The 19,315-nt window shown below is 67.3% G+C and carries 19 protein-coding genes and 3 pseudogenes; 11 read left to right on the top strand and 11 right to left on the bottom strand.

Translation table 11 applies throughout. From position 1 onward, the window contains the following. Nucleotides 1–64: 64 nt before the first annotated feature. The 4 genes from ACIREI_RS44990 to ACIREI_RS44975 form a co-directional block, all read right to left on the bottom strand. Nucleotides 65–259, bottom strand: a complete 195-nt coding sequence (locus tag ACIREI_RS44990) for a transposase family protein (RefSeq protein WP_403346127.1) — start codon at nucleotides 257–259, stop codon at nucleotides 65–67. Between the two features lie 292 nt (nucleotides 260–551). Further along, entirely contained in the window at nucleotides 552–1,358 is an 807-nt protein-coding gene (locus tag ACIREI_RS44985) for a hypothetical protein (protein WP_403346122.1), read from the bottom strand. Between the two features lie 43 nt (nucleotides 1,359–1,401). Further along, complete coding sequence (locus tag ACIREI_RS44980) at nucleotides 1,402–1,884, bottom strand: transposase (protein ID WP_403346121.1); 483 nt, start codon at nucleotides 1,882–1,884, stop codon at nucleotides 1,402–1,404. Between the two features lie 42 nt (nucleotides 1,885–1,926). After that, on the bottom strand, nucleotides 1,927–2,502 hold the full coding sequence (locus tag ACIREI_RS44975) for a hypothetical protein (protein ID WP_403346119.1): 576 nt from the start codon (nucleotides 2,500–2,502) through the stop codon (nucleotides 1,927–1,929). A gap of 147 nt (nucleotides 2,503–2,649) precedes the next feature. Between ACIREI_RS44975 and ACIREI_RS44970 the strand changes: the two genes are divergently transcribed. The 3 genes from ACIREI_RS44970 (at nucleotide 2,650) to ACIREI_RS44960 (ending at nucleotide 3,533) form a co-directional block, all read left to right on the top strand. Continuing rightward, on the top strand, nucleotides 2,650–2,874 hold the full coding sequence (locus tag ACIREI_RS44970) for a hypothetical protein (protein WP_403346117.1): 225 nt from the start codon (nucleotides 2,650–2,652) through the stop codon (nucleotides 2,872–2,874). A gap of 47 nt (nucleotides 2,875–2,921) precedes the next feature. After that, a complete protein-coding gene (locus ACIREI_RS44965; RefSeq protein WP_403346116.1) occupies nucleotides 2,922–3,110 on the top strand; it encodes a hypothetical protein in 189 nt (62 codons plus the stop codon). Nucleotides 3,111–3,209: 99 nt separating this feature from the next. Next, the gene (locus ACIREI_RS44960; protein WP_403346114.1) at nucleotides 3,210–3,533 is read left to right on the top strand and encodes a hypothetical protein; all 324 of its coding nucleotides are present in this window, start codon (nucleotides 3,210–3,212) and stop codon (nucleotides 3,531–3,533) included. Between the two features lie 74 nt (nucleotides 3,534–3,607). Here ACIREI_RS44960 and ACIREI_RS44955 read toward each other — a convergent pair whose 3' ends face one another. Continuing rightward, nucleotides 3,608–4,363 carry a class I SAM-dependent methyltransferase gene (locus ACIREI_RS44955; RefSeq protein WP_403346125.1) on the bottom strand — a complete coding sequence of 252 codons (756 nt, stop codon included), beginning with the start codon at nucleotides 4,361–4,363 and terminating at the stop codon, nucleotides 3,608–3,610. 232 nt (nucleotides 4,364–4,595) lie between these two features. Here ACIREI_RS44955 and istA point away from each other — a divergent pair. Together istA and istB are read left to right on the top strand one after the other, a co-directional pair. After that, nucleotides 4,596–6,296: pseudogene (istA, locus tag ACIREI_RS44950) on the top strand (IS21 family transposase). Further along, a complete protein-coding gene (gene istB / locus ACIREI_RS44945) occupies nucleotides 6,293–7,066 on the top strand; it encodes an IS21-like element helper ATPase IstB (protein WP_403346112.1) in 774 nt (257 codons plus the stop codon). The pseudogene istA and the gene istB overlap by 4 nt, the downstream one beginning before the upstream one ends. Nucleotides 7,067–7,980: 914 nt before the next feature. Here the strand turns inward: istB and ACIREI_RS44940 are convergent. Beyond that, entirely contained in the window at nucleotides 7,981–9,120 is a 1,140-nt protein-coding gene (locus ACIREI_RS44940) for a PucR family transcriptional regulator (RefSeq protein ID WP_403346110.1), read from the bottom strand. Nucleotides 9,121–9,207: 87 nt separating this feature from the next. On the opposite strand from ACIREI_RS44940, the gene ACIREI_RS44935 reads away from it, so the two are divergent. The 3 genes and pseudogenes from ACIREI_RS44935 to ACIREI_RS44925 all read left to right on the top strand — a co-directional run. Next, nucleotides 9,208–10,263 carry a ferredoxin reductase gene (locus ACIREI_RS44935; protein ID WP_403346108.1) on the top strand — a complete coding sequence of 352 codons (1,056 nt, stop codon included), beginning with the start codon at nucleotides 9,208–9,210 and terminating at the stop codon, nucleotides 10,261–10,263. A gap of 7 nt (nucleotides 10,264–10,270) precedes the next feature. After that, nucleotides 10,271–11,389: a fatty acid desaturase family protein gene (locus ACIREI_RS44930; protein WP_403346107.1), complete on the top strand. Its 1,119-nt coding sequence runs from the start codon at nucleotides 10,271–10,273 to the stop codon at nucleotides 11,387–11,389. 806 nt (nucleotides 11,390–12,195) lie between these two features. Beyond that, nucleotides 12,196–12,333: pseudogene (locus ACIREI_RS44925) on the top strand (AAA family ATPase); the annotation flags it as partial. Nucleotides 12,334–12,348: 15 nt separating this feature from the next. On the opposite strand, the gene ACIREI_RS44920 reads toward ACIREI_RS44925, so the two are convergent. Next, the gene (locus ACIREI_RS44920; protein ID WP_403346105.1) at nucleotides 12,349–12,822 is read right to left on the bottom strand and encodes a hypothetical protein; all 474 of its coding nucleotides are present in this window, start codon (nucleotides 12,820–12,822) and stop codon (nucleotides 12,349–12,351) included. A gap of 715 nt (nucleotides 12,823–13,537) precedes the next feature. Here ACIREI_RS44920 and ACIREI_RS44915 point away from each other — a divergent pair. Next, nucleotides 13,538–16,498, top strand: a complete 2,961-nt coding sequence (locus ACIREI_RS44915; protein ID WP_403346103.1) for a CHAT domain-containing protein — start codon at nucleotides 13,538–13,540, stop codon at nucleotides 16,496–16,498. Nucleotides 16,499–16,502: 4 nt separating this feature from the next. On the opposite strand, the gene ACIREI_RS44910 is transcribed toward ACIREI_RS44915, so the two are convergent. The 4 genes and pseudogenes from ACIREI_RS44910 to ACIREI_RS44895 form a co-directional block, all read right to left on the bottom strand. Next, complete coding sequence (locus ACIREI_RS44910; protein ID WP_403346101.1) at nucleotides 16,503–16,691, bottom strand: hypothetical protein; 189 nt, start codon at nucleotides 16,689–16,691, stop codon at nucleotides 16,503–16,505. After that, a pseudogene (locus tag ACIREI_RS44905) lies at nucleotides 16,669–17,275 on the bottom strand (DUF6338 family protein). The gene ACIREI_RS44910 and the pseudogene ACIREI_RS44905 overlap by 23 nt, the downstream one beginning before the upstream one ends. 3 nt (nucleotides 17,276–17,278) lie before the next feature. Beyond that, entirely contained in the window at nucleotides 17,279–17,722 is a 444-nt protein-coding gene (locus tag ACIREI_RS44900) for a hypothetical protein (RefSeq protein WP_403346099.1), read from the bottom strand. A gap of 636 nt (nucleotides 17,723–18,358) precedes the next feature. Continuing rightward, nucleotides 18,359–18,601: a tetratricopeptide repeat protein gene (locus ACIREI_RS44895; protein ID WP_403346097.1), complete on the bottom strand. Its 243-nt coding sequence runs from the start codon at nucleotides 18,599–18,601 to the stop codon at nucleotides 18,359–18,361. Between the two features lie 52 nt (nucleotides 18,602–18,653). Here ACIREI_RS44895 and ACIREI_RS44890 point away from each other — a divergent pair, with 52 nt between their 5' ends. Continuing rightward, nucleotides 18,654–19,034 carry a VOC family protein gene (locus ACIREI_RS44890; protein WP_403346095.1) on the top strand — a complete coding sequence of 127 codons (381 nt, stop codon included), beginning with the start codon at nucleotides 18,654–18,656 and terminating at the stop codon, nucleotides 19,032–19,034. Then, nucleotides 18,991–19,107: a hypothetical protein gene (locus tag ACIREI_RS44885; protein ID WP_403346123.1), complete on the top strand. Its 117-nt coding sequence runs from the start codon at nucleotides 18,991–18,993 to the stop codon at nucleotides 19,105–19,107. The genes ACIREI_RS44890 and ACIREI_RS44885 overlap by 44 nt, the downstream gene beginning before the upstream one ends. The last annotated feature ends 208 nt before the right edge of the window (nucleotides 19,108–19,315 follow it).

Here is a 19,315-nt window from a genome sequence, read left to right as displayed (position 1 = left end):
CGACGAGACCACCCTGCCCACCGAACTCACCGCATAGCCTCAAAACGAGATCACCGAGTGGCCGTCAATACACCACTTCGGCGGACGTGACCGTGTTCCGGCACCGAAACCGCCGAACTCGCAGCTGAACTACCACCCTTCGTCCGGCGCTCGGTACGTCGGCGGGAAAGCGTAGATAGGAGCTGTGCACCCGGGTCGACCAGGCCCCACATCCCGGGCAAGCGGCGCCAGCCTTGGTGCAGTGCGCGTCAACGCGCACTATCTCGACAGTCACGTCCACCGACAGCACCGCAACGTCCGCGATCGACGGGAACAACAGCTCCTTCAGCCGGAGCACGACCTCTTCCACAGCCCCGAACTGTCAGCCCAATCACTTTGGCTACGGCTCATTTTCGGGCGACTTCGAATCAGGCCTGGAGGCACTCATCCGTCACTCACAGTGGCCGCTGCACGGAAGCTGAGCCAGAACCTGAGTTGGTTCTGGCTCAGCTTGTGTGGTGTAGCCACGCTGAGTGATCAGCGGATGCCTGGGGGCACTGCGTGTCCCTGAGTCAGAACGGTGGGTCTTCGGAGTAGCCGCCTGCCCCGTCGGCCGCCCACCAGGAATCACGTTCCGCCTTGAGACGGGCGTAACGCTCACGGGCTGCGATGTCGTCCGCGTTCTCCAGGTCGCTGGTGTCGTGACCCCATGCCGTCATCGCGTCCAGGACGCGGTCTCGGTTGTAGCGGTCGGTGCTGGTGGCCAGCAGACGACAGGCATGGCCGACCAGCTCTGCCCGGTGCGCGGTGAGCACGGGGTGTTCTGCGAGGGGGATCGCGGCGACGAAAGCCGCATCGCGTACCTCCGCGTTGTCGTGGCCGAGAAGAGGATGGACAGCGGAGAAGATTGCCGGGCGCAGGTCCCGGAACGCGCGCATCTCCTCGTACTCGTTGAGGAACTCCTTGCCGGAGTGGCGTTCGCCGATGGCGACGCACTCGTCGTCGGCGTCGTAGGCGGTGGCGCTGAGCCACTCAAGCAGTCTCACGAGGGTGGGACGGCGCGGTGGCATGTCGGCATCGTGGCCGAAGTCGCCTGCCTCGATGGCAGGGTGGTGGAGGATGGCCGCGACGTAGAGCGCCACGGGCACGGTGGCTTCGTAAATGGTGTTCTGGTGGGTCACTTCCCTGAGTGCGTCATCGGTGGCGGCCGACCTGACGACCGGGTCGGTGCTGAGGATGCGTGCCAGCGCCGTCGGCAGGGATTCGCCCGTCCCACGTGGGGTGGCGAGCGACGCCCAATCTGTACCGTCCAGGAGCGCTTGGTAGTGAGGTAGCTCGTGGGGGCGAGGATTCTCGATCCGGCTGCGGCTGTTGGTCACAGGCGGAGGCTATAGCGTCTATGAGCCGGTGTGGCGCGGGGTGTCATGTGTAGAGCAGGACGCGCTTTCGTACGAGATGGAACCCGGCGCGGCCGAACATCTGGCGTTTGAGCATCTTGATGCGATTCACGTGTCCTTCGACGGCGCCTGAGTTCCAGGGCAGGGTGAGTCCGGCGATGACGGCGTCGCGGTCTCGGTCGATTCCGGCCGCGAGAGTGTGCAGGCTGGGCAGGTCGTCCTGGCGGACGGCGTTGAGCCAGTGCGGCAGGCGTTCGCCCTGGCGCTCGGTGAGCATGACCGCGAAGGAGCGGACATGCCGGGTGAGGGCGTCGAGTTCGGGACAGTGAGCGCGGACGGTCTTGAGGTGGAGCTGTTCGGGCTCGGTGAGGGTTTCCGGGCGGCTGATGATCCATCCGGCGACTGTCCGGGGCGAGGGCGGCCGGGCGGTCACAGGCCGCGGCGAGGTGCACTTCTTGTGCAGGTAGGCGCGGACGCGCTGGTAGCTGCCTTTGTAGCCGAGCGGCACGATCTCCTCCCATGGCTTCCAGGCGTTGGTGCAGCCCTCGTTTCAGCGGTCGTCGAGGTACGTCTTGTACTCGTCGAGGATGGAGGGCCGGTTCTGCCACTGGCCGGTGAAGAGTTCTTCCGGCCGGGCGGCGTCGGCGAGCTGTTTGACGGTGCGGCTGGTCATGCCGAGCTGCCGCTGGACCGAGCGGCGGCTGTGCCCGGCCTCCAGCAGTGCGTGGACGGCGGCGTGCCGGGCCCGGGTGCGGTCGGCGAACCGGTGTCCGGTCGGCCATGGTGGGCCGGACGGTTCCTCCTCTGGGGCAGGCTCCGGCCCGGTCTCGGGGGCCGCAGGAACCAGGGCTCGGAGGCAGTGGCGGTGCTGGGCGACGGCCCGTTCGGCGGCTTCGCTCAGGTTGTGCCAGAGGTGCCACCGGTCCGCTACCTGGATCGCCTGTGGGGCGCCGGCGGTGGCGCCTTCGGCCAAGAACGGCGCCCAAGGGGATGCCTCTCGGTCCGGCAGCAGGTCGATGGGACGGCGGGTCTCGATGTCGACGAGGACTGTGCCGTAGTGGCGGCCACTGTTCCACCACGGCCCGACCAGCCTGTGGCCACGTCTCGTCAGCCTGGCCGACACCACCCGCTACACCCTGGTCATCTCTCTCCTCCCCTTCCCTCTCCCTCCCTGCAACTACGACCCGGTGATCACCACCCGCGTCCCTGCAACGTTGCCTGCCGGCTCGTCGGCCGCGACAAACTCCCGGACACCGGGCTGCCCGGACTGCGGGTGGAACGTTCCTACGCCGAGGGACGGCGCCTGCGCCACCTGCCCACCAGCGCCGGCATGACCGTGACCGGTGACCGCGACGGCCGCCTGCACGGCCCGACTCACTGGGGCAGCAACTACGCCCGCCTCCGGACGAGCAACGTCCCACTGCACGCCGAGGAACACGCCGTACTCAACACACTCCCCCGCTTCAACGCCGACACCCAGACCCTCTCGCCGCACTGACGGTACGGCTCTGCGCCCACGCCCCGGACGGCAGCTGGGACACCGGCATGCGGTTCAACGACCTCCCGGACCGGCCCGGCCGCGGACATGCTCACCACCGCCGCCTGTCCGTCGAAGGGAATCAGTGCACCCTCCACCGGGACTGCGACCCCCACCCCGAAGACCTCCACGCCGCCCTCACCAACCCCGTCATCGCACTCGCCGACGCCACCAGCCACCCAACCCGCGACGGATGACTGCTGCACTACAAACGCGCCTGCCCCACCGCCCACCCCGCGGCATACACACCCCCACCCGCAATCAAGCTGGATGTGCTTAGTACAGGAGCACCCCCGATGCCGCCTGGCCAGTCGAAGGTCGAGTTGTACGCCGCGCTACGGCGCGACTCCCGCGATGGCATGTCGAACCGGGCGTTGCAGTGCAAGTACGGCGTCACCTGGAGCACGGTCAACAAGGCCCTGACCTCGGCTTGGCCGCAGCCACGCACGACAACCGCTTCGGCGCGGCCGTCGAAGCTGGATCCGTTCACGCCGCTGATCGACGAGATCCTGCTCATTGATCTGGATGCGACCAGGAAACAGCGCCACACCGTCACCCCGGATCTACCGCCGTCTGATCGACGAGCACTCCTCGTCCGAGGCGTTGCGTTGACCACTTGAACCCGCACCGATTAGAGGGCGCAAGCGTCCTGCGAGCAACCGCGCGGTCCGGCCAGGGACTGAGAGTCCGGTGTTCATACCTTGCTCGCGACCACCATGTAGTTCTCGGCCTCAAGATCGAACGTGCTCAGTTCCGTCTGGAGTCCGACCCGGTGCAGCTCGACTTCGAGTTCCTCGTACCGGTAGGGCCAGCAGGACAGCAGTTCCGAGCGGACAAGAACCAACCCGGTCGCATCAACTTGCGCGATCGCAATCTCGATGTGGTGCTCCTCCTCCCAATGCGGCGCAATCTCCCAGCGGTAGACCACGACGGCATCGCGACCGTTCCGGCGGACGAGTCGGTCACTGATCTCCAGCCGGGAACCTCTGGCCCTCACGAGTTCCCAAGTGCGGGATGTGAGTACCAAGCGCCCGCCGGGGCGCAGAAGCCGTGACATCGACTCCAGAGCAGCACCCCTGCCTGTCGCGCCCGTGGCATGGTGAAGCGAGTTGCCAACGCAGAACACCATGTCGAACGTGTTGTCCTGGAAATAGTCGGGCAACTCTTCCCAGTTCGCCCGTACGGCCCGGACGGATGCCCCGAACTCCTCAGACAACTCTGCAGTCCGACGAACCATCGCCTCGCTGGCGTCAGTTGCGACAACCTGCATGCCACGACCGGCGAGGCCAACCGCCAACTGTCCGGTTCCGCACGAACAGTCGAGGACGTGAGCGTTCGACGGCAGGAGATTGAGGACGTCGTCGAACGACGCAGCGAACTCGGCTGGAGGCAACTTTGCATCCGAGATGAGCCATTCGTACACCTCGGCAAGCACGTCATAACCTGTCACAACCACTACCTCCGTCACGCGGCAGAGTCACGGTAGGACGTCAGTCCATCAGCGGAGCAAGCCGGGCACCAATGGTTTTCGCAAGGATGGCTCTGACGGTGTTTATGGGTTGTCAGTTGTCCGTCTGAGTGGATGTCACCGGCTGGTTGGCTGGGAAGTTGTTCGTGAGAAGTAGTGTCACTCGCGGCGTTGCGGTGGCAACGTGAATGTGCTCAGTGAAGGAGCACCGCCGATGCCGCCTGGTCAGTCGAAGGTCGAGTTGTATGCCGCGCTGCGGCGTGACGCTCGCGAGGGCATGTCGAACCGGGCGCTGGAGCGCAAGTACCGGGTGGGCTGGCGGACTGTTCAGGAGGCGCTGAGTTCGGCGTGGCCGCAACCTCGGGAACCGTACGCGCCTCGCCGTTCCAAGCTGGATCCGTTCAAGCCGGTGATCGACCAGATGCTGCTGGCTGATCTGGATGCGCCGAGGAAGCAGCGTCACACGGTGGTCCGGATCTATCGCCGGTTGATCAACGAGCACGCGATGGACGACGTGTCCTACCAGGTCGTGCGCGCCTACGTCGCCAAGCGGAAGCCGGAGATTCGGGTCGAGGCCGGCCGTGGCCCGGCGCAGGTGTTCATCGAGCAGTCGAACCTGGCCGGCGCCGAAGCCGAGGTCGACTTCGGCGAGGTCGCGGTCCGTTTGCGGGGCGAGCTGGTGAGTGCCATTTGTTCTGCCTGCGGTTGTCGTTCTCCGGGAAGGCAGTGCACCGGGTGTTCGCCTCCGGCGGTCAGGAGGCGTTCTTCGAGGGCCACGAGCACGCTTTCAGAGTGCTGGGCGGCGTGCCGTTCGGCAAGATCCGGTATGACAACCTGAAGGCCGCGGTCGCGTCGGTGCTCGGCTTCACGCGGCGCCGGGTCGAGACCGACCGGTGGACCGCATTTCGGTCCCACTACGGCATCGAGCCGTTCTACTGCACGCCGGGAATCGAGGGCGCCCACGAGAAAGGCGGCGTCGAGGGCCACATCGGCTGGTTTCGCCGCAACCACTTCGTTCCCGTCCCCGAGATCGACTCGCTGGCGCACTTGAACATGCTGATCGACGAGTGGGATCTGGCCGACGAGGCCCGGCGGATCGGGACCCGTCCCCGCACGATCGGCGAGCTGTTCGCCGTCGAACGGCCGTCGTTGAAGCCGTTGCCCGTCGAGACGTTCGAGACCGGCCGCTGGTTCACCCCACGGGTCGACCGGTTCTCCCAGATCACCGTCCGCACCAACCGTTACTCGGTTCCGACCCGGTTCATCGGCCGCCAGGTCCGGGTCTTGCTGCACGCCTCCGAGCTCGTGGTGTTCGACGGCCGCACCGAGATCGCCCAGCACGAGCGGCTGCTGACCAAGAGCGGATCACGGCTCGAGCTCGATCACTATCTCGAAGCGCTGCTGCGCAAACCGGGGCGCGCTGCCCGGCGTCACGGTCCTCGAACAGGCCCGGGCCGCGGGCAAGTTCACCCCGATCCACGAAGACTGGTGGACGGCCGCCTGCAACGCCCACGGCGACACCGCCGGCACCCGCGCTCTGATCGAGGTTCTGCTGCTGCACCGGCACATGCAGCACGACCACGTCGTCGCCGGCCTGGCCGCCGCGCTCCAGGTCGGAGCGCTCACCGCGGACGCGGCCGCGCTGGAAGCCCGCCGCATTGCCGACCACGACGAACCGACCTCGGCCAAGCCACGACGCCGAGCCACTACCGAGGCAGACCGGGCCGTCGCAGCGACCGTCACCTCGCTGACCCAGCGGTGCCTGGCGCAACTGCCCAAAGGCACACGCCCCATGCCTGACGTGTCGATCTACGACCAGCTGCTTCCCAGTCGGCGAGCCGCCGTGGCCGCCGCTGGGCGCGCGCCGGCCCCGAGACCTACCCAGAAGCCGAGCAGGAAGAAGCCGCCGCCATGAGCCCTCGCCGCCGGATGAGTGAACAAGCCGCCGAAGCCGCCGTCGACCAGGCATGCCGGGTCCTGCGACTGCCCACGATCCGCAACCAGTTTCCCGATCTGGCGGCCAAGGCCGGCAACGACCAGATGTCCTGCCTGGTGTTCCTGGCCGAACTGCTGCTGGCCGAGTGCGACGACCGCGCCAGGCGCCGCTCCGAACGCCGGATCAAGGCCGCCCAGTTCCCCCGGGAGAAATCGCTGCGCGAGTTCGACTTCGATGCCAATCCGAACATCGACTCCGCCGTCGTCGGCTCGCTGGCCACCTGCGAGTGGGTGAAGAAGGGCCTGCCGCTCTGCCTGATCGGTGACTCCGGCACCGGCAAGTCTCACCTGCTCATCGCGCTCGGCACCGAAGCCGCGATGGCAGGTTTCCGGGTGAAATACACCCTGGCATCGAAGCTGGCCAACGAGCTGGTCGAGGCCGCCGACGAGAAGATCCTGACCAAGACCATCGCCCGCTACGGCCGCGTCGACCTGCTCTGCATCGACGAACTCGGCTACATGCAACTCGACCGCCGCGGCGCCGAACTCCTCTTCCAGGTCCTCACCGAACGCGAGGAGAAGAACTCCGTTGCCATCGCCTCCAACGACTCCTTCGCCGGCTGGGCCAAGACCTTCACCGACCCCAGACTCTGCGCCGCCATCGTCGACCGGCTCACCTTCGGCGGCAACATCCTCGAGACCGGCACAGAGTCCTACCGCCTCGCTCACAGCCGCGAACTCGCCCGCTAAGCCATCCCCACACCATCCGGACTGCCGTCAGAATTCACCAACATCCAGTCGGCCCGAGGCCACGAACCGCCGTCAACTTTCACGGCCAAACGACGTCAGCATTCACGGTCAAAGCCACGGCCGCAACCGCGGAACACCACACAACCATCGCCACGGCCACCGCCGGCAGAAGCCTGCCCCAGCAAGTCGTCAGCGCTGGTGCACGCCGTACGGACGTAGCGGGAGCCCGCCGCCCCGGGTCCCAGACATCGGCGGGGCGCGGCAGACCAGCAAGGTGCAGCCACGTCTTGGCGGTCTGTCGGCCAGCGGCCTCGAGTTCGGCCGCCGGCCAGCCGTTGCGGCTGTACAGGTGCCGCAGCATCGCCAGGGCAGCAAGCGGAGCTCCAGCACAACCAACAGCAGCCTCCCGCGGGCCGATCTGCATCCGCCGGTACTCGAAGGGATCGTCCGCTCCGGTCACCAGGGCACCTGGAGCCTGCGTATACCGGGCCGGTCCGAGACATGAGCAGCTGTGCCGGATCAGCGAAACCCGGAGCCCGGGCGACGGCAGCGGGTCGCGGGCTGCGGGCTGCGGGCTGCGGGCTGCGGGCTGCGGGCTGCGGGCTGCGGGCTGCGGGCTGCGGGCTGCGGGCTGCGGGCTGCGGGCTGCGGGCTGCGAAGACCGGCTACCAGGGCCGGTGAAGTCGGGTGCGTTCGGCAGAAAGCTGGTGGAGGAGGTCGATGCCGCTGACGGGCAGGGGCCGGTCGAACCCGTGGGCGGCGTCGCGGTGAAGGCGTAGTGCGGCGGCATCCCCCGCAGCGGCGAGGAGGGTCGACCACAAAAGGCAGTAACAGCGTGGGGGCAGCGAGGACGAGGCACGATTCCCGGACCGCTCGCGGACGCGGTCGCGGACGCGGACGAATCGAAGAACGCGTCAGCCGGCCCGGAGACCGACCGCCAGCGTCAGTTCAAGGACCCGGTGTGGCGATGCGAGATCCGGAAACAGCTCCCGCAGCTGCGACATCCGGTACCGGACGGTCTGGGGATGGACGAACAAAGCCGCCGCCACCTCATCCCGCCTGCCCTGGTGCAGCAGCCACGCCCGCAGCGTCTCCTCCAGCCGCCGCGCGGTCGCGACAGGCAAGGCCCGCAACGGTGCGAGGGCTCGGGCACGCAGGTCTGCGAACGCGTCCACGTCGGCGCTCAGCACCAGCTCGGGCAGGTGGTCCTCGGTGTCGCGAATATCAGAGGAGAGGGAGCGCGCGCGTACGGCTCGTGCGTACGAGGCGGACGCACGCGTCCACGGCCGGGCCGGGCCGACCACGGCGGTGCGGTCGGTCAGCTGCCGCAAGAGATGTGATCGGTCGGCATCGGGGACGAGCAGCACACCGGTGGCGTCCGGTAGATCGTCGAGGACGAGGGTGCTCGGGTCGAGCGCGCGGTAGGCGGGCCGGGCCTGGGCGGCGGGCAGCAGGACCGCGGTCAGCGAAACCGGAGGCTGCCAGCCGGCCCGTTGAGCAGAGACAAGCAGCACGTCCGGGCTGGCGCCGGCGAGGAGGTCGCGGGCCAGGTGTTCCAGGTGGCGCTCGTGCGCCCGGCCCTGGGCGGCCAGTTCGTCGGCGTGGCCCGCGGCGCTCGCGGCGGAGAGTTCGTCGATGTAGGCGAAGGTCAGCTCGGCGAACTTGGCGACCTCGGCGGCGGGCAGACCTGCGGGTACGGCACCCGCTGCCAGGCATCGCCAGGCCACCCGGGCGCCGACGCGGTAGGCGCTGAGCAGGGCGTCCATCGAACGGCCGTCCCGGACCTCGCCGCGGCCCAGCTCGTAGGCCGCGTCACCGGCGTCGCCGCCTGTGGCGTTCCCGCTCGCGAGGTCCAGGTAGTGCCCCAGGGCGGTGCGGACGGCTCGGCGGATGGTGGCGCCCATGTGGCCCGAAAGGGCGCCTGCGTAGGGAGGAACCTCGTCGATGATCGCCTGGACGACCTCGTCGGCGGTGGTCTTCAGCGCGGCCCGCAGTGCGGTGACCGTCGTCTCATCCAGGGCCAGTTCGCTGGCCCTCTGGATTGCATGGCTCATACTTTTGTTCCCTGCGAACAATTCGGCCGACCAGATTTACGTCCTGCGGTCAGGACTTTACGCCTTGAGGCGCAGCAAGCTGGAGCCATGACGAGTGCAGCCCTCCGCAGTAGGGCGTGGAAACTGCTGGAGATGGTCACGACACCGCTGCTGCCGTCGGACTACCTCGACCTGGTCAGCCCGCTGCGTGCGGGCGCTGACCTGCGTGGGCGCATCGAGGCCGTGCACCCCGAGACGGGTGACGCCGCGACCATCGTGATCAGGCCGGGACGGGGCTGGCGGGGCCACACGGCCGGTCAGTACGTGCGGATCGGGGTCGACGTCGACGGGGTGCGCCTGTGGCGTGCCTACTCGCTCACCTCGCCGACGAACCGCCAGGACGGCCGCATCACGATCACCGTGAAGGCGATCCCGGACGGCAAGGTCAGCAGCCACCTGGTCCGCAGGGTGAAACCGGGCACGCTGATCCAGCTCGACCAGGCGACCGGCGACTTCGTGCTGCCGGAGGCCAAGCCCGCCAAGGTGCTCTACCTGACGGCCGGCAGCGGCATCACGCCTGTGATGGGCATGCTGCGCGACACCGAGTTCGACGACGTCGTCATGGTTCACTCCGCGCCACAGCCGCACGACGTGATCTTCCGCGACGAGCTGCACGGCCTGGTCGCGGACAAGAAGCTGAGTCTCACCGAGCTGCACACCGACACGGACGGCATGCTCGACATCGCCCGTCTCGACGAACTCGTGCCCGATTGGGCCGAGCGCGAGACCTGGGCCTGCGGGCCGGCGGGCCTGCTCGACGCCGCCGAGAAGCACTGGAGCGAGCACGGCGTCCCGGAGCGCCTGCACACCGAACGCTTCCGCCCCAGCATCGTCGTCGCAGGTGACGGCGGCGAGGTCACGTTCAGCGCCACCGGCAAGACCGTCGACGCGGACGGCGCCACGCCGTTGCTGGACGTCGGCGAGGAGGCCGGCGTGCTCATGCCCGCCGGGTGCCGCATGGGCATCTGCTTCGGCTGCGTCACGCCGCTCAAGGCGGGCGCCGTCCGCGACCTGCGCACCGGCAAGATCACCGAGGCCGAGCCGGGCGTCCTCATCCAGACCTGCGTGTCCGCCGCGGCGGGCGACTGCGACATCGAACGGTAGGAGCACCTTGACCGCCATCGACCCCACCGCCCACCTGACCGCGGAGCAGATCGAGGAGCTCGGCCGCGAGCTGGACGCGATCCGCGACGAGGTGATCGCCAGCCGCGGCGAGCAAGACGCCGCCTACATCCGTAAGGTCATCTCGGCGCAGCGCAAGCTCGAGCTGGCCAGCAGGGGTGTGCTGCTGTTCTCGTTCTTCCCGCCCGCGTGGATCATCGGCACCGCCGGCCTGTCCGTGGCGAAGATCATGGACAACATGGAGATCGGCCACAACATCCTGCACGGCCAGTGGGACTGGATGCGGGACCCGAAGATCCACTCCACCACCTGGGAATGGGACCACGTCTCGCCGGCCGACCAGTGGAGGCACTCCCACAACGAACTGCACCACACCTACACCAACGTGATCGGCAAAGACAACGACCTCGGCTACGGCATCATGCGCGTCGACGAGGACCAGAAGTGGCACCCCTTCCACCTCGGCCAGCCGCTGTGGAACTTCATCAACGCCTGCTTCTTCGAGTACGGCATCGCCGCATACGACCTGGAGCTCGGCAAGAACCTGCACAAGCGCCGCCGCAAGAACCCGGAGTTCCGCGCGCGGGCCAAGGCCGTCGGCCGCAAAATCCGCAAGCAGGTCCTCAAGGACTACGTGATCCACCCGCTGCTGTCAGGCCCCTCATTCCTCCCCACCCTCGCCGCCACCTTCACCGCGAACCTCGTCCGCAACATCTGGTCCCACTCGGTCATCATGTGCGGACACTTCCCCGAAGGCGTCCAGGTCTTCGAACGCCGGTCAATCAAGGACGAAACCCGCGGCCAGTGGTACCTGCGCCAGATGATGGGCTCAGCAAACATCAGCGGCAGCAAAGCCATGCACTTCATGACCGGCAACCTCTCCCACCAGATCGAACACCACCTCTTCCCCGACCTGCCCAGCAACCGCTACGCCGAGGTCGCAGTGAAGGTACGCGCACTGTTCGAAAAATACGAACTGGACTACGTCACCGGACCACTGCCCAAACAAGTGCTCTCCGCGTGGCGCAAAGTCTTCAGACTCTCCCTGCCCAACAAAAAGCCCAACACCAAAACCCCGGCCCGCGAACAGGAACTCGCCGCAGCCTGATTCCCTGATTCCCGGCATTGGCTCAGAGCTTTCGGCCCTACCGGCAGCACCGCCGGATTCGCTGAGATCCGTTGCGGACCCTAGGCGACCGCGACACCAGACCACACGACACGCGATCCCGGACAACCCCATATCCAGCCGCACCGCTGCCCGCACATGCGCCAGAAACCCAACACACAACCCCCCGCGAAGCATTGCAGCACGCAGACCTCCCACAGCCAGCCCGAGAATCGGGTGCGAACACCCGCATCACCGACGCCCAGACTGGATGAAAACCACAGGCGCTCTGACACGAACGCTACCGAAACCCACCACCCGCCCCCCTGCCCAACCCGACTCTGCTACCGGAATCGGCAGACGAACCCAAATCATGGACGGGTCCAGCGCCCCGGTCCCCGTCGATACGGGCCGGGTGATGCTGCGCTCCAGGCACGGCACCGAGATGCTGGCGGCGCTTTCCGGAGAATAGGGCCCAGGCCGCGCAGCCGCAGAAGTACAAGGCGCGCGAGACCAGCAAGGCGATCGTCGGAGCGACCACCGGCTCCCTGGCTGCTCCCAGCAGCCTGCTTCTCGGCAACTACGACAACGGCCGCCAGATCTGGGGCCGTCTGCCCGACGGCGAGCTGACCGAGATTCCGTGGATCCACCGCGACCACTCCACCAGCCGTTCAACGACCGCACCTGGCAGCACATCAGGACACTCGCTCTGCACGGCAACCACGGCGACGCCGACAGCCAGGAGACACTGACCGACACGCTGGTGGAACCCGAACCAGTGGTGAAGACCAGCATTGACGTCGCCCGCGACGAAGACGTCCAGCGATCCCACGCTCTGCCCGGCCATCGTCGACCGCATCACCTTCGGCGGCAACATCATCGAGACCGGAACCGACTCCTACCGCCTCGCCCAGACCAAAACCCAGGCCGAACGATCCATCGGATGACCACATCCACTCGAACTACCGGAGTGATCCGCGCTCATCGATGAAGACGGCGGGCACGGACAAGAACACATCAGCATCCACTGGGCCGTATGCGATGTTGAACGTGTCCAGCCAGTACGTCCAGTCCCGAATCCCCAGTGCACTGCTGAAACGGTAGTTGAGCTGCCAGCGGACCCATTGGCCAGGGACGAGCCGAACAGCCGGTGGCCGCCGCTTCCGAGGCGGCAGGGCGAACAACGGCTGCACTCGCGGAAATACCCGCAGTCGACCATCTGCCTCACGGAGCTGGACATCGACCTTGCCCAGGACTTCCCGGCTGCCATACGGCTCGAAGCCGTCTCGCTCATGCATCCGGATCACATGCGCAAAGGGAGCCGCCTCATGCGGAAGAGCAAAGCCGACCGGAGCCGCGTTCCTTCGAGCCGCAGCATCCCCTCCCCGCGATTCCTTCGTCCAAGTCGTCCGGATCCACTGGACGGTGATCTCCACAGCCGTTGCCCCTACCGCCTCGTCGTGGAGCCCAGCCTACGGCCTACCCCTCGACGCCGGCGCAAGCACCCGCACATGAGCGACTTCACTCCTCACCGACTTGATCTCCTCCAACAGCGATACATGACTCCCAAAGATGGCGATAAACGCCTCCCGGAGAAGGTGACACAGCCACCTCGCAGCAGAACGGGGCAAAGCCATAAAACTGGAGCAGTGCGTCCACTTCGGATTCTCCTCCCGTAGCCGACTGCAGAAGACGACCTACTTGACCAACGACGCTTGGTCAGCAGTTGAGGAGTCGTCAGTCGGCTCGAGCAGGCGAAGTACACGAGTTTTGACGGCATTTGAAGCCTTGCGGTGGGACGATGGTTGCGCTCTTTCCGCAAGGGACACCGATGCGTATTCCGAAGGAAAAGATCGAGTTGTACACGGCAATAAGCCGTGACCATCGTGTTGACCTCTCGATACGGGCTCTTGAGCAGAAGTGCGGGATGACCCGGCGAACCGTTCGCCGGGCGTTGGATTCGATGCGGCCTGAGCCTCAAAGGGCTGAAGTCGACCCATGCCCGTGCACCATCCGCGGCCCCCAGCGCACCGCGGTCGTCCTCGAACTCTCCGCCGGAGAACCCGAACTGGCTGGCGAACAGCCGCACATGCTCGGGATCGGAGGCGTCGAGGTGCATGTTGGCGAACTCCGCGTTCTTCGCCTGATGCAGTGGCGCCCGGCAGCGTCCTGCTGGTCGCGCGGCAAGGCGATGGACCACATGGGCACTGTGCCGTTGTCGTACCAGGCCTTCCGCCTATTGTGGCCCTCATGTGGTGGGGGATGGTGGCGCTGCTCAATGGGTTCGTTGTGCTGTCGCTGGGGTTGGCGGGAGATCGCCACATCGACCGGCGCATGCGCATATCGGGTCTGATGAGCGGCACGGTGGGCCTGATGACGGTGTTGTCACACCCGATGCCGCACCCCTGGGTCGAACCGGCCGCGCTCACCATGGCGACGGCCGGCTTCTGTCTGAACTGGCTGCGGTCCCAGCGGATTTATCTTCGCCAGCGCGAGAACCCGGCGCTGGATCCGGCTGCGGCCTTCGACGCGAACCAGTCGGGCCGCTCTTCCTTGCGGGGATTTGATCTCACCGGCCGGGTGGAGATGCTGGACGACGGCATCGAGAAGCTCCGGCTGGCTGTCCAGGCCAGCGTGGGTGAACCGGCCCGGATCGAGTACGCAGCAAATCTGGTGATGGCGTTGCGTGGCAGGTACGAGCGTCTGCGGAACGGGGACGATTTGTTCGAGGCCATCGCCACAGCCCGGGAGGTAGCCGCGGCCGAGTCCGGCCGCGAGCCCCGCCGAGGTGTCCTGCTCTCGCAGTTGAGCTGCGCGCTACGGGTGCGCCACGACCACTTCGGGGACGCCGCCGACCTCGATGAGGCGCTCGACACCAGCCGCGAGGCTGTGCGCGTCGCGTCCCGGGCCTACCGAGGCGATCACATCGCGTGCCTCGGCGAGCTGAGCGCCGTACTGCGCAGCCGGTACGAGCGCACGCAGCGCACAGCCGACCTCGATGAGGCCATCGCGACCCTGGAACTCGTCATGGCGACCACACAGTCGGGTGACCGGCCGTACATGCGGGTGGTCGATCTGACCACGCTCTGCGGACTGCTGGTACAGCGCTACCGGATGACCGGACAGTGGGCCGACCTCGACCAGGCGCTGGCAGTCGGCCGACAGGCTGCGCAGCACATGCCTGCGGACCACCGCCTGTACGACGCCTGTCTGAACAACCTAGCCCTCGTGCTGCGTGTTCGTTACGCGCACACCCCCAACACGGCGGAGCTGGAGGAGGCCATCGGCCTGGCCCGGACCGCCGTTGGCAACGCCCCGGCCGACGACCCTGCCCGCGCCGGCCACCAGCTGAATCTGGCACTGGCCATGCACAGCCGCTACCGGGCCTCCCACCGGCCCGCCGATCTTGTCGAGGCGCTGGAGCCGGCCCGGGACGCGGCGACCAGCCCCGTGGCCGACATCCCGGCCCGGGTGGCCGCCGGGATCGCATGGGGCGACATTGCTGCCTCAGCCGGGGAGTACGCCGAAGCGGTGGTCGCCCTGGAGACCGTGATCGAGCTGCTGCCGCGGCTGGCGGCACGCGAGCTGCGCCGCAGTGACCAGGAGTACCGGCTCGGCCGATGGTCCGGGATCGCGGCCTCCGCCGCGGCCTGCGCTCTTGCTGCCGGGCAGCCCGAGAAGGCCGTGACGCTGCTGGAACAGGGGCGCGGGGTGTTGCTCGCCCGCGTCCTGGATTCCCGTGCCGACCTCACCGCACTACGCCGACATCACCCCGGACTTGCCGAGGAATTCGAGGAGTTGCGCGACGCACTTGACGATGTGCATGCCCCCGAGCCGCTTTTCGGCACCGACGAGGAGCCGACCATCGACATGAAGGGGACCTGGACGGACCCGGTGCAGGATGGTGCCCCGGTCCGGGGCCATGACCGGGACCGGCAGACGCGGCGCGCGCTGGAGGCCCGCTGGGACTCCCTGCTGGAACGCATTCGGGCACAGCGCGGCTTCTCGGCCTTCGCTCGCGGCCCGGAACTCACCGGGCTGCTCGCTGCCGCGCAGGAAGGCCCGATCATCTTTCTGAACGTCAGCACATACCGGTCCGACGCGATCATCCTGGAGCCCGGCGGTGTGCGGACGGTTCCCTTGCCGGCCGTCACGTTACGAGCGGTGGAGGAGCAGGTGCGGAAGAGGGTCGACGCGGTGCGGCCCGAGCACCTGCTCGACGTGGACCGACAGCAGCGTTTCGCTGAGGTGCTCGCCTGGCTGTGGGACGCAGTGGCCGAACCGGTGGTGGAGGCCCTGGGGCTTCACCGGCCGCCGCAGGAGGGTGATCTGCCGCAGGTGTGGTGGGTACCGACGGGGCCACTGGCCCTGTTGCCGGTGCACGCGGCGGGCTATCACGACACCCGCAATCACCCGGACCCCAAGACGTTGCTGGACCGAGTGGTCTCCTCCTACGCGCCCACCGTTCGTGCCCTGCGCAGCGCTCGGGCACGGCGGCCCTCCCGCACCGCGCCCCGCCCCCTGGTCGTCGCCCTCCCTGAAACTCCCGCTGCCACGCCCCTGAGCGGCGCACTGGCGGAAGCCGACGCCGTGCGGTCCCTCTTCACGGGGGCCCGAGTGCTGTCCGGCCGAGAGGCGGTCGCCGAACGCGTTCTCGCCGAACTGCCCCGCTCGGCCTGGGCTCACTTCGCCTGCCATGCAGTCACGGACCCTGATGCGCCATCCCGGGGGCGACTGCTGCTCCACGACCACCAGCGGCGTTCGTTTTCCGTCGCCGACATCTCCCGGCTGCGGCTACCGAACGCGGAACTGGCCTATGTCTCCTCCTGCTCGACCGCCCAACCCGGTTATCGTCTCTTCGACGAGGCCATCCACCTCGCCTCGTCCTTCCAACTCGCCGGGTTCCGGCAGGTGGTTGCCACGCTCTGGCTCCTCCAGGACCGCGTTGGCGTAGAGTTCGCCACCCAGATCTACCGGCACCTGGCCGCTTCGGGCACCTCACGTGGATCGGTGGATGCCGCTACCGCCGTGCACCGAGCGACATTCACGGCACGTGACCGGTACCCGAACTTCCCAGCGCTATGGGCCGGCCACGTCCATGTGGGTTCGTGACGCCTTACTGGTCGGTCGGCGGCGTCTCGTCAGGGGCCGCCTGCTGCGCCAGCTGCTGGGCCGGCGGTTCCGACGCGCTCGCAGGTCCGGGCGGCCCCTGCTCGGGCTCCGGTACCTGGTCGCGCGGTGTGTAGCCCCGGAACTCGGAGGCTTCGGCGAGCAGTTCCAGCTCATAAGGGGTCAACTCGGGCAAGTGGTGCCTCCCTGTGTGTCGCTGGGTCCGGTCTGGGCTGGTCCGGTGGGTGGATGAGTTCGACGATATCGGTGTCGGCTGCGCGGATATACAGGCCGGCGGTGCGCTCCACCCGATCGGCAAAGCTGCCGTCGGAGTTCATCCGCGAGGCGGATTCGAGGAAGAGTTCCGACGGCTCGGGATGGGACGTCGCATAGGACCGGACCCGTACCATCCACCGAGCCACGTCCCGTCCTTGAGGCGGACACGAACGAAACACGAACCGCGGTGCCGGAAAACGTGATCCCACGCGCTGGGTGCCGCCCGGTACCGAGTGGGCAGCCGACGGCGCTGCGCGGCTGCTGGACGACACCGCCCCAGCCGGACCGCCCCTCCCCGCGAACCGCGCGTACCAGCGGCGGACCGAGCACGATCGCGTAGAGCGAGTCCAGAAGAATGGACGCCGTCACAGCTCGCAGGACCCGCTCGCTCTCCCCCGCGACGGGTCCGCGCAGGCGTTCCCGCAGGAACTGATAACTGATCCCGGGCAGCACGAAAAGCACCAACAGGAACGCCTGCAATGCAGTGGACGGAGCCTGGCCCATGGGTCAGAAGCCCGACAGGTCGTGCGGGTCGTATCGAACCGTCGTGGCCCGCCGGTGGCCGCGCACCGCCAGTATGCCCAGGAGGAGAGCGGCAGCCACGCAACCGATGATCAACCGCGACCGCATGGTGTCTGTCCATGCGATCAGCTCGTCTGCCCACCACACGGTGAGAACCATGCCGACAGCCCCCGTCCCCATCCACACCCACGGAACCAGCGGATTCTCACGGCTCGTGGCGATTTCGGCGAGCAGCAGCAGCCCTGCCGCCAGGAACATCAAGGCGTTGAGTAAGAGCTTGCCACCCTCGTTGCCGAGGAGAATCCCCTCGCCGATCACCACGAAGGCGACAGCGAGCAGTGCCTTCAGCCGGACGCGCCCGTCTCTGGGCAGAAGCAGCACGACCACGGTGACGACCGCCGTAGCAAAAGACGACCACGACCAGTTCACGTCCCACCCTCCTGCGTCTTGTTGCTGGCCCAGTCTTCCGGATTGACATGCCGGGCCGAGAGGCTTCAGGCATCTTCACCGCCAACGGCCGGGACGGGTCCCGCGACCGCCCGAGACTCGCAGAACACCCACTCAGAGGCAGTTGTCTTTTCGATCTCGAGAGGTGGCGGTCGAACGCGGATTCAGGTTGGTTGATTTGCCGTGGCCAAGGCGTACAGACGGGATCTCCTGAACAGCTCGTGGGTGTCGAATCCATAGAGCAGCAGGAGCCCCGGTGCCACCCCTTCCGCGTCGATGCCCGGGCAGTCCAACTCGGCTGCTCCATCGGGCGTGGTCAGCACTGGCTCCTGTTTGCCCGCCCCCGGCCTGCGGTGACTTCAGGCCGTCAGGGGCGACGGCTATGCGGAAGGGATCGCCGAGACGTCCTGTTGGGCATCGCGATGTACGAGGCTCGGTATTCCCACTGACCTCTGATGGGGTGAGCGATGAGGAACAGGAGGCGCGTCGCACCGAACGTGCTTCGAGCCCTCACTGCGATGGGCAGCTGACATGCGCATGCCCGGAAGGAGGGGAGGGGCGGCTGTGCCCGTGGGCCCTCGCCGCCACCTCGACGGCCTGCGGCATGCCCAGCTCCCGCTAGATCACCAGCGCCTGCTGCCAGGAATCGCGGGCCAACCCGCGCTCGCCGAGTGCGGCGTGGATGTCACCGATGCCCGCAAGCGAGTGGGCCCGATGGTCGCGATGGCCGTACCCGATATCCATGGTCAACGCCTCCTGGTAGAGCCGGAGCGCCTCGCCCGGGTTCCCCATGGCAGCGTGCGCCTCGGCCAGCGCGCTGAGCGTGGCCATGAACAGGAATTGCGACATGATGCGGCGCATATCCCGGTCAGGCTGGTCGATGCGTACCTACGACCTGCGAGAAGGAACAACCATGACCACATCCGTCGTGTCCATCGTCTATGTGAACGACGCTCCGGCCGCAGCGCGTTTCTACGGCGACCTCCTCGACATGAGGCCGTCGTTCGAGACTCCGGGATACATCACCTTCGACCTCGGGCCGGGCGCTGACCTCGCTCTGTGGTCTGACCAGTTCGAGGATCTGTCAGCGGACGTCCCGCGTACCAGTGAGGTGTGTCTGGCCATTGACGGTGGGCTCGACGAGGTCAATGCGATCTTCAAGCAGTGGCAGTCCGAGGGGGTCACGATCCTGCCCCGAGGAAGTCCTCTACGCCCGCGAGTTCACCAGCGAGGACGCCCGGTCAGCCACGATCGCCGTGTGGAATATCCACTACAACTACCATCGGCCGCATAGTGGCGCCGGCGGAAAGCCGCCAGCAGCACGCCTCCGCGAGAGTGTCACCAACGTCGAGCCCTCATACAGCTAGAGACTGATCGAATGATGCGAATGCCTGGCAGCGAAGAGGTCTCTTCATCTTCTGACGGTGAGGACTTCTCGCGCCGGCTGCCGGACACGTCCCCACCCTGCGTCGGTGGACAAGGTTGCGTCCAGGGAGATGGTGTACGGGTTCGACCTGATCCGGGGGTTTGCTCCGGCATCGGGATGGTGCCCGCATAGATGAACGGCCACCGGCT

This window comes from Streptomyces sp. NPDC093591, assembly GCF_044764885.1.
GTDB lineage: Bacteria > Actinomycetota > Actinomycetes > Streptomycetales > Streptomycetaceae > Streptomyces.
Note: the sequence above shows the minus strand (reverse complement) of the source record. Positions and strands in the feature narration are given on the sequence as shown.

What these genes read in the sequence shown, in the direction of transcription:
- ACIREI_RS44935 (WP_403346108.1), top strand. Translation starts at nt 9,208, where the DNA reads ATGACGAGTGCAGCCCTCCGCAGTAGGGCGTGGAAACTGCTGGAGATG.
- istB (WP_403346112.1), top strand. Translation starts at nt 6,293, where the DNA reads ATGAGCCCTCGCCGCCGGATGAGTGAACAAGCCGCCGAAGCCGCCGTC.
- ACIREI_RS44940 (WP_403346110.1), bottom strand. Translation starts at nt 9,120, where the DNA reads ATGAGCCATGCAATCCAGAGGGCCAGCGAACTGGCCCTGGATGAGACG.
- ACIREI_RS44890 (WP_403346095.1), top strand. Translation starts at nt 18,654, where the DNA reads ATGACCACATCCGTCGTGTCCATCGTCTATGTGAACGACGCTCCGGCC.
- ACIREI_RS44965 (WP_403346116.1), top strand. Translation starts at nt 2,922, where the DNA reads ATGCGGTTCAACGACCTCCCGGACCGGCCCGGCCGCGGACATGCTCAC.
- ACIREI_RS44960 (WP_403346114.1), top strand. Translation starts at nt 3,210, where the DNA reads ATGCCGCCTGGCCAGTCGAAGGTCGAGTTGTACGCCGCGCTACGGCGC.
- ACIREI_RS44895 (WP_403346097.1), bottom strand. Translation starts at nt 18,601, where the DNA reads ATGCGCCGCATCATGTCGCAATTCCTGTTCATGGCCACGCTCAGCGCG.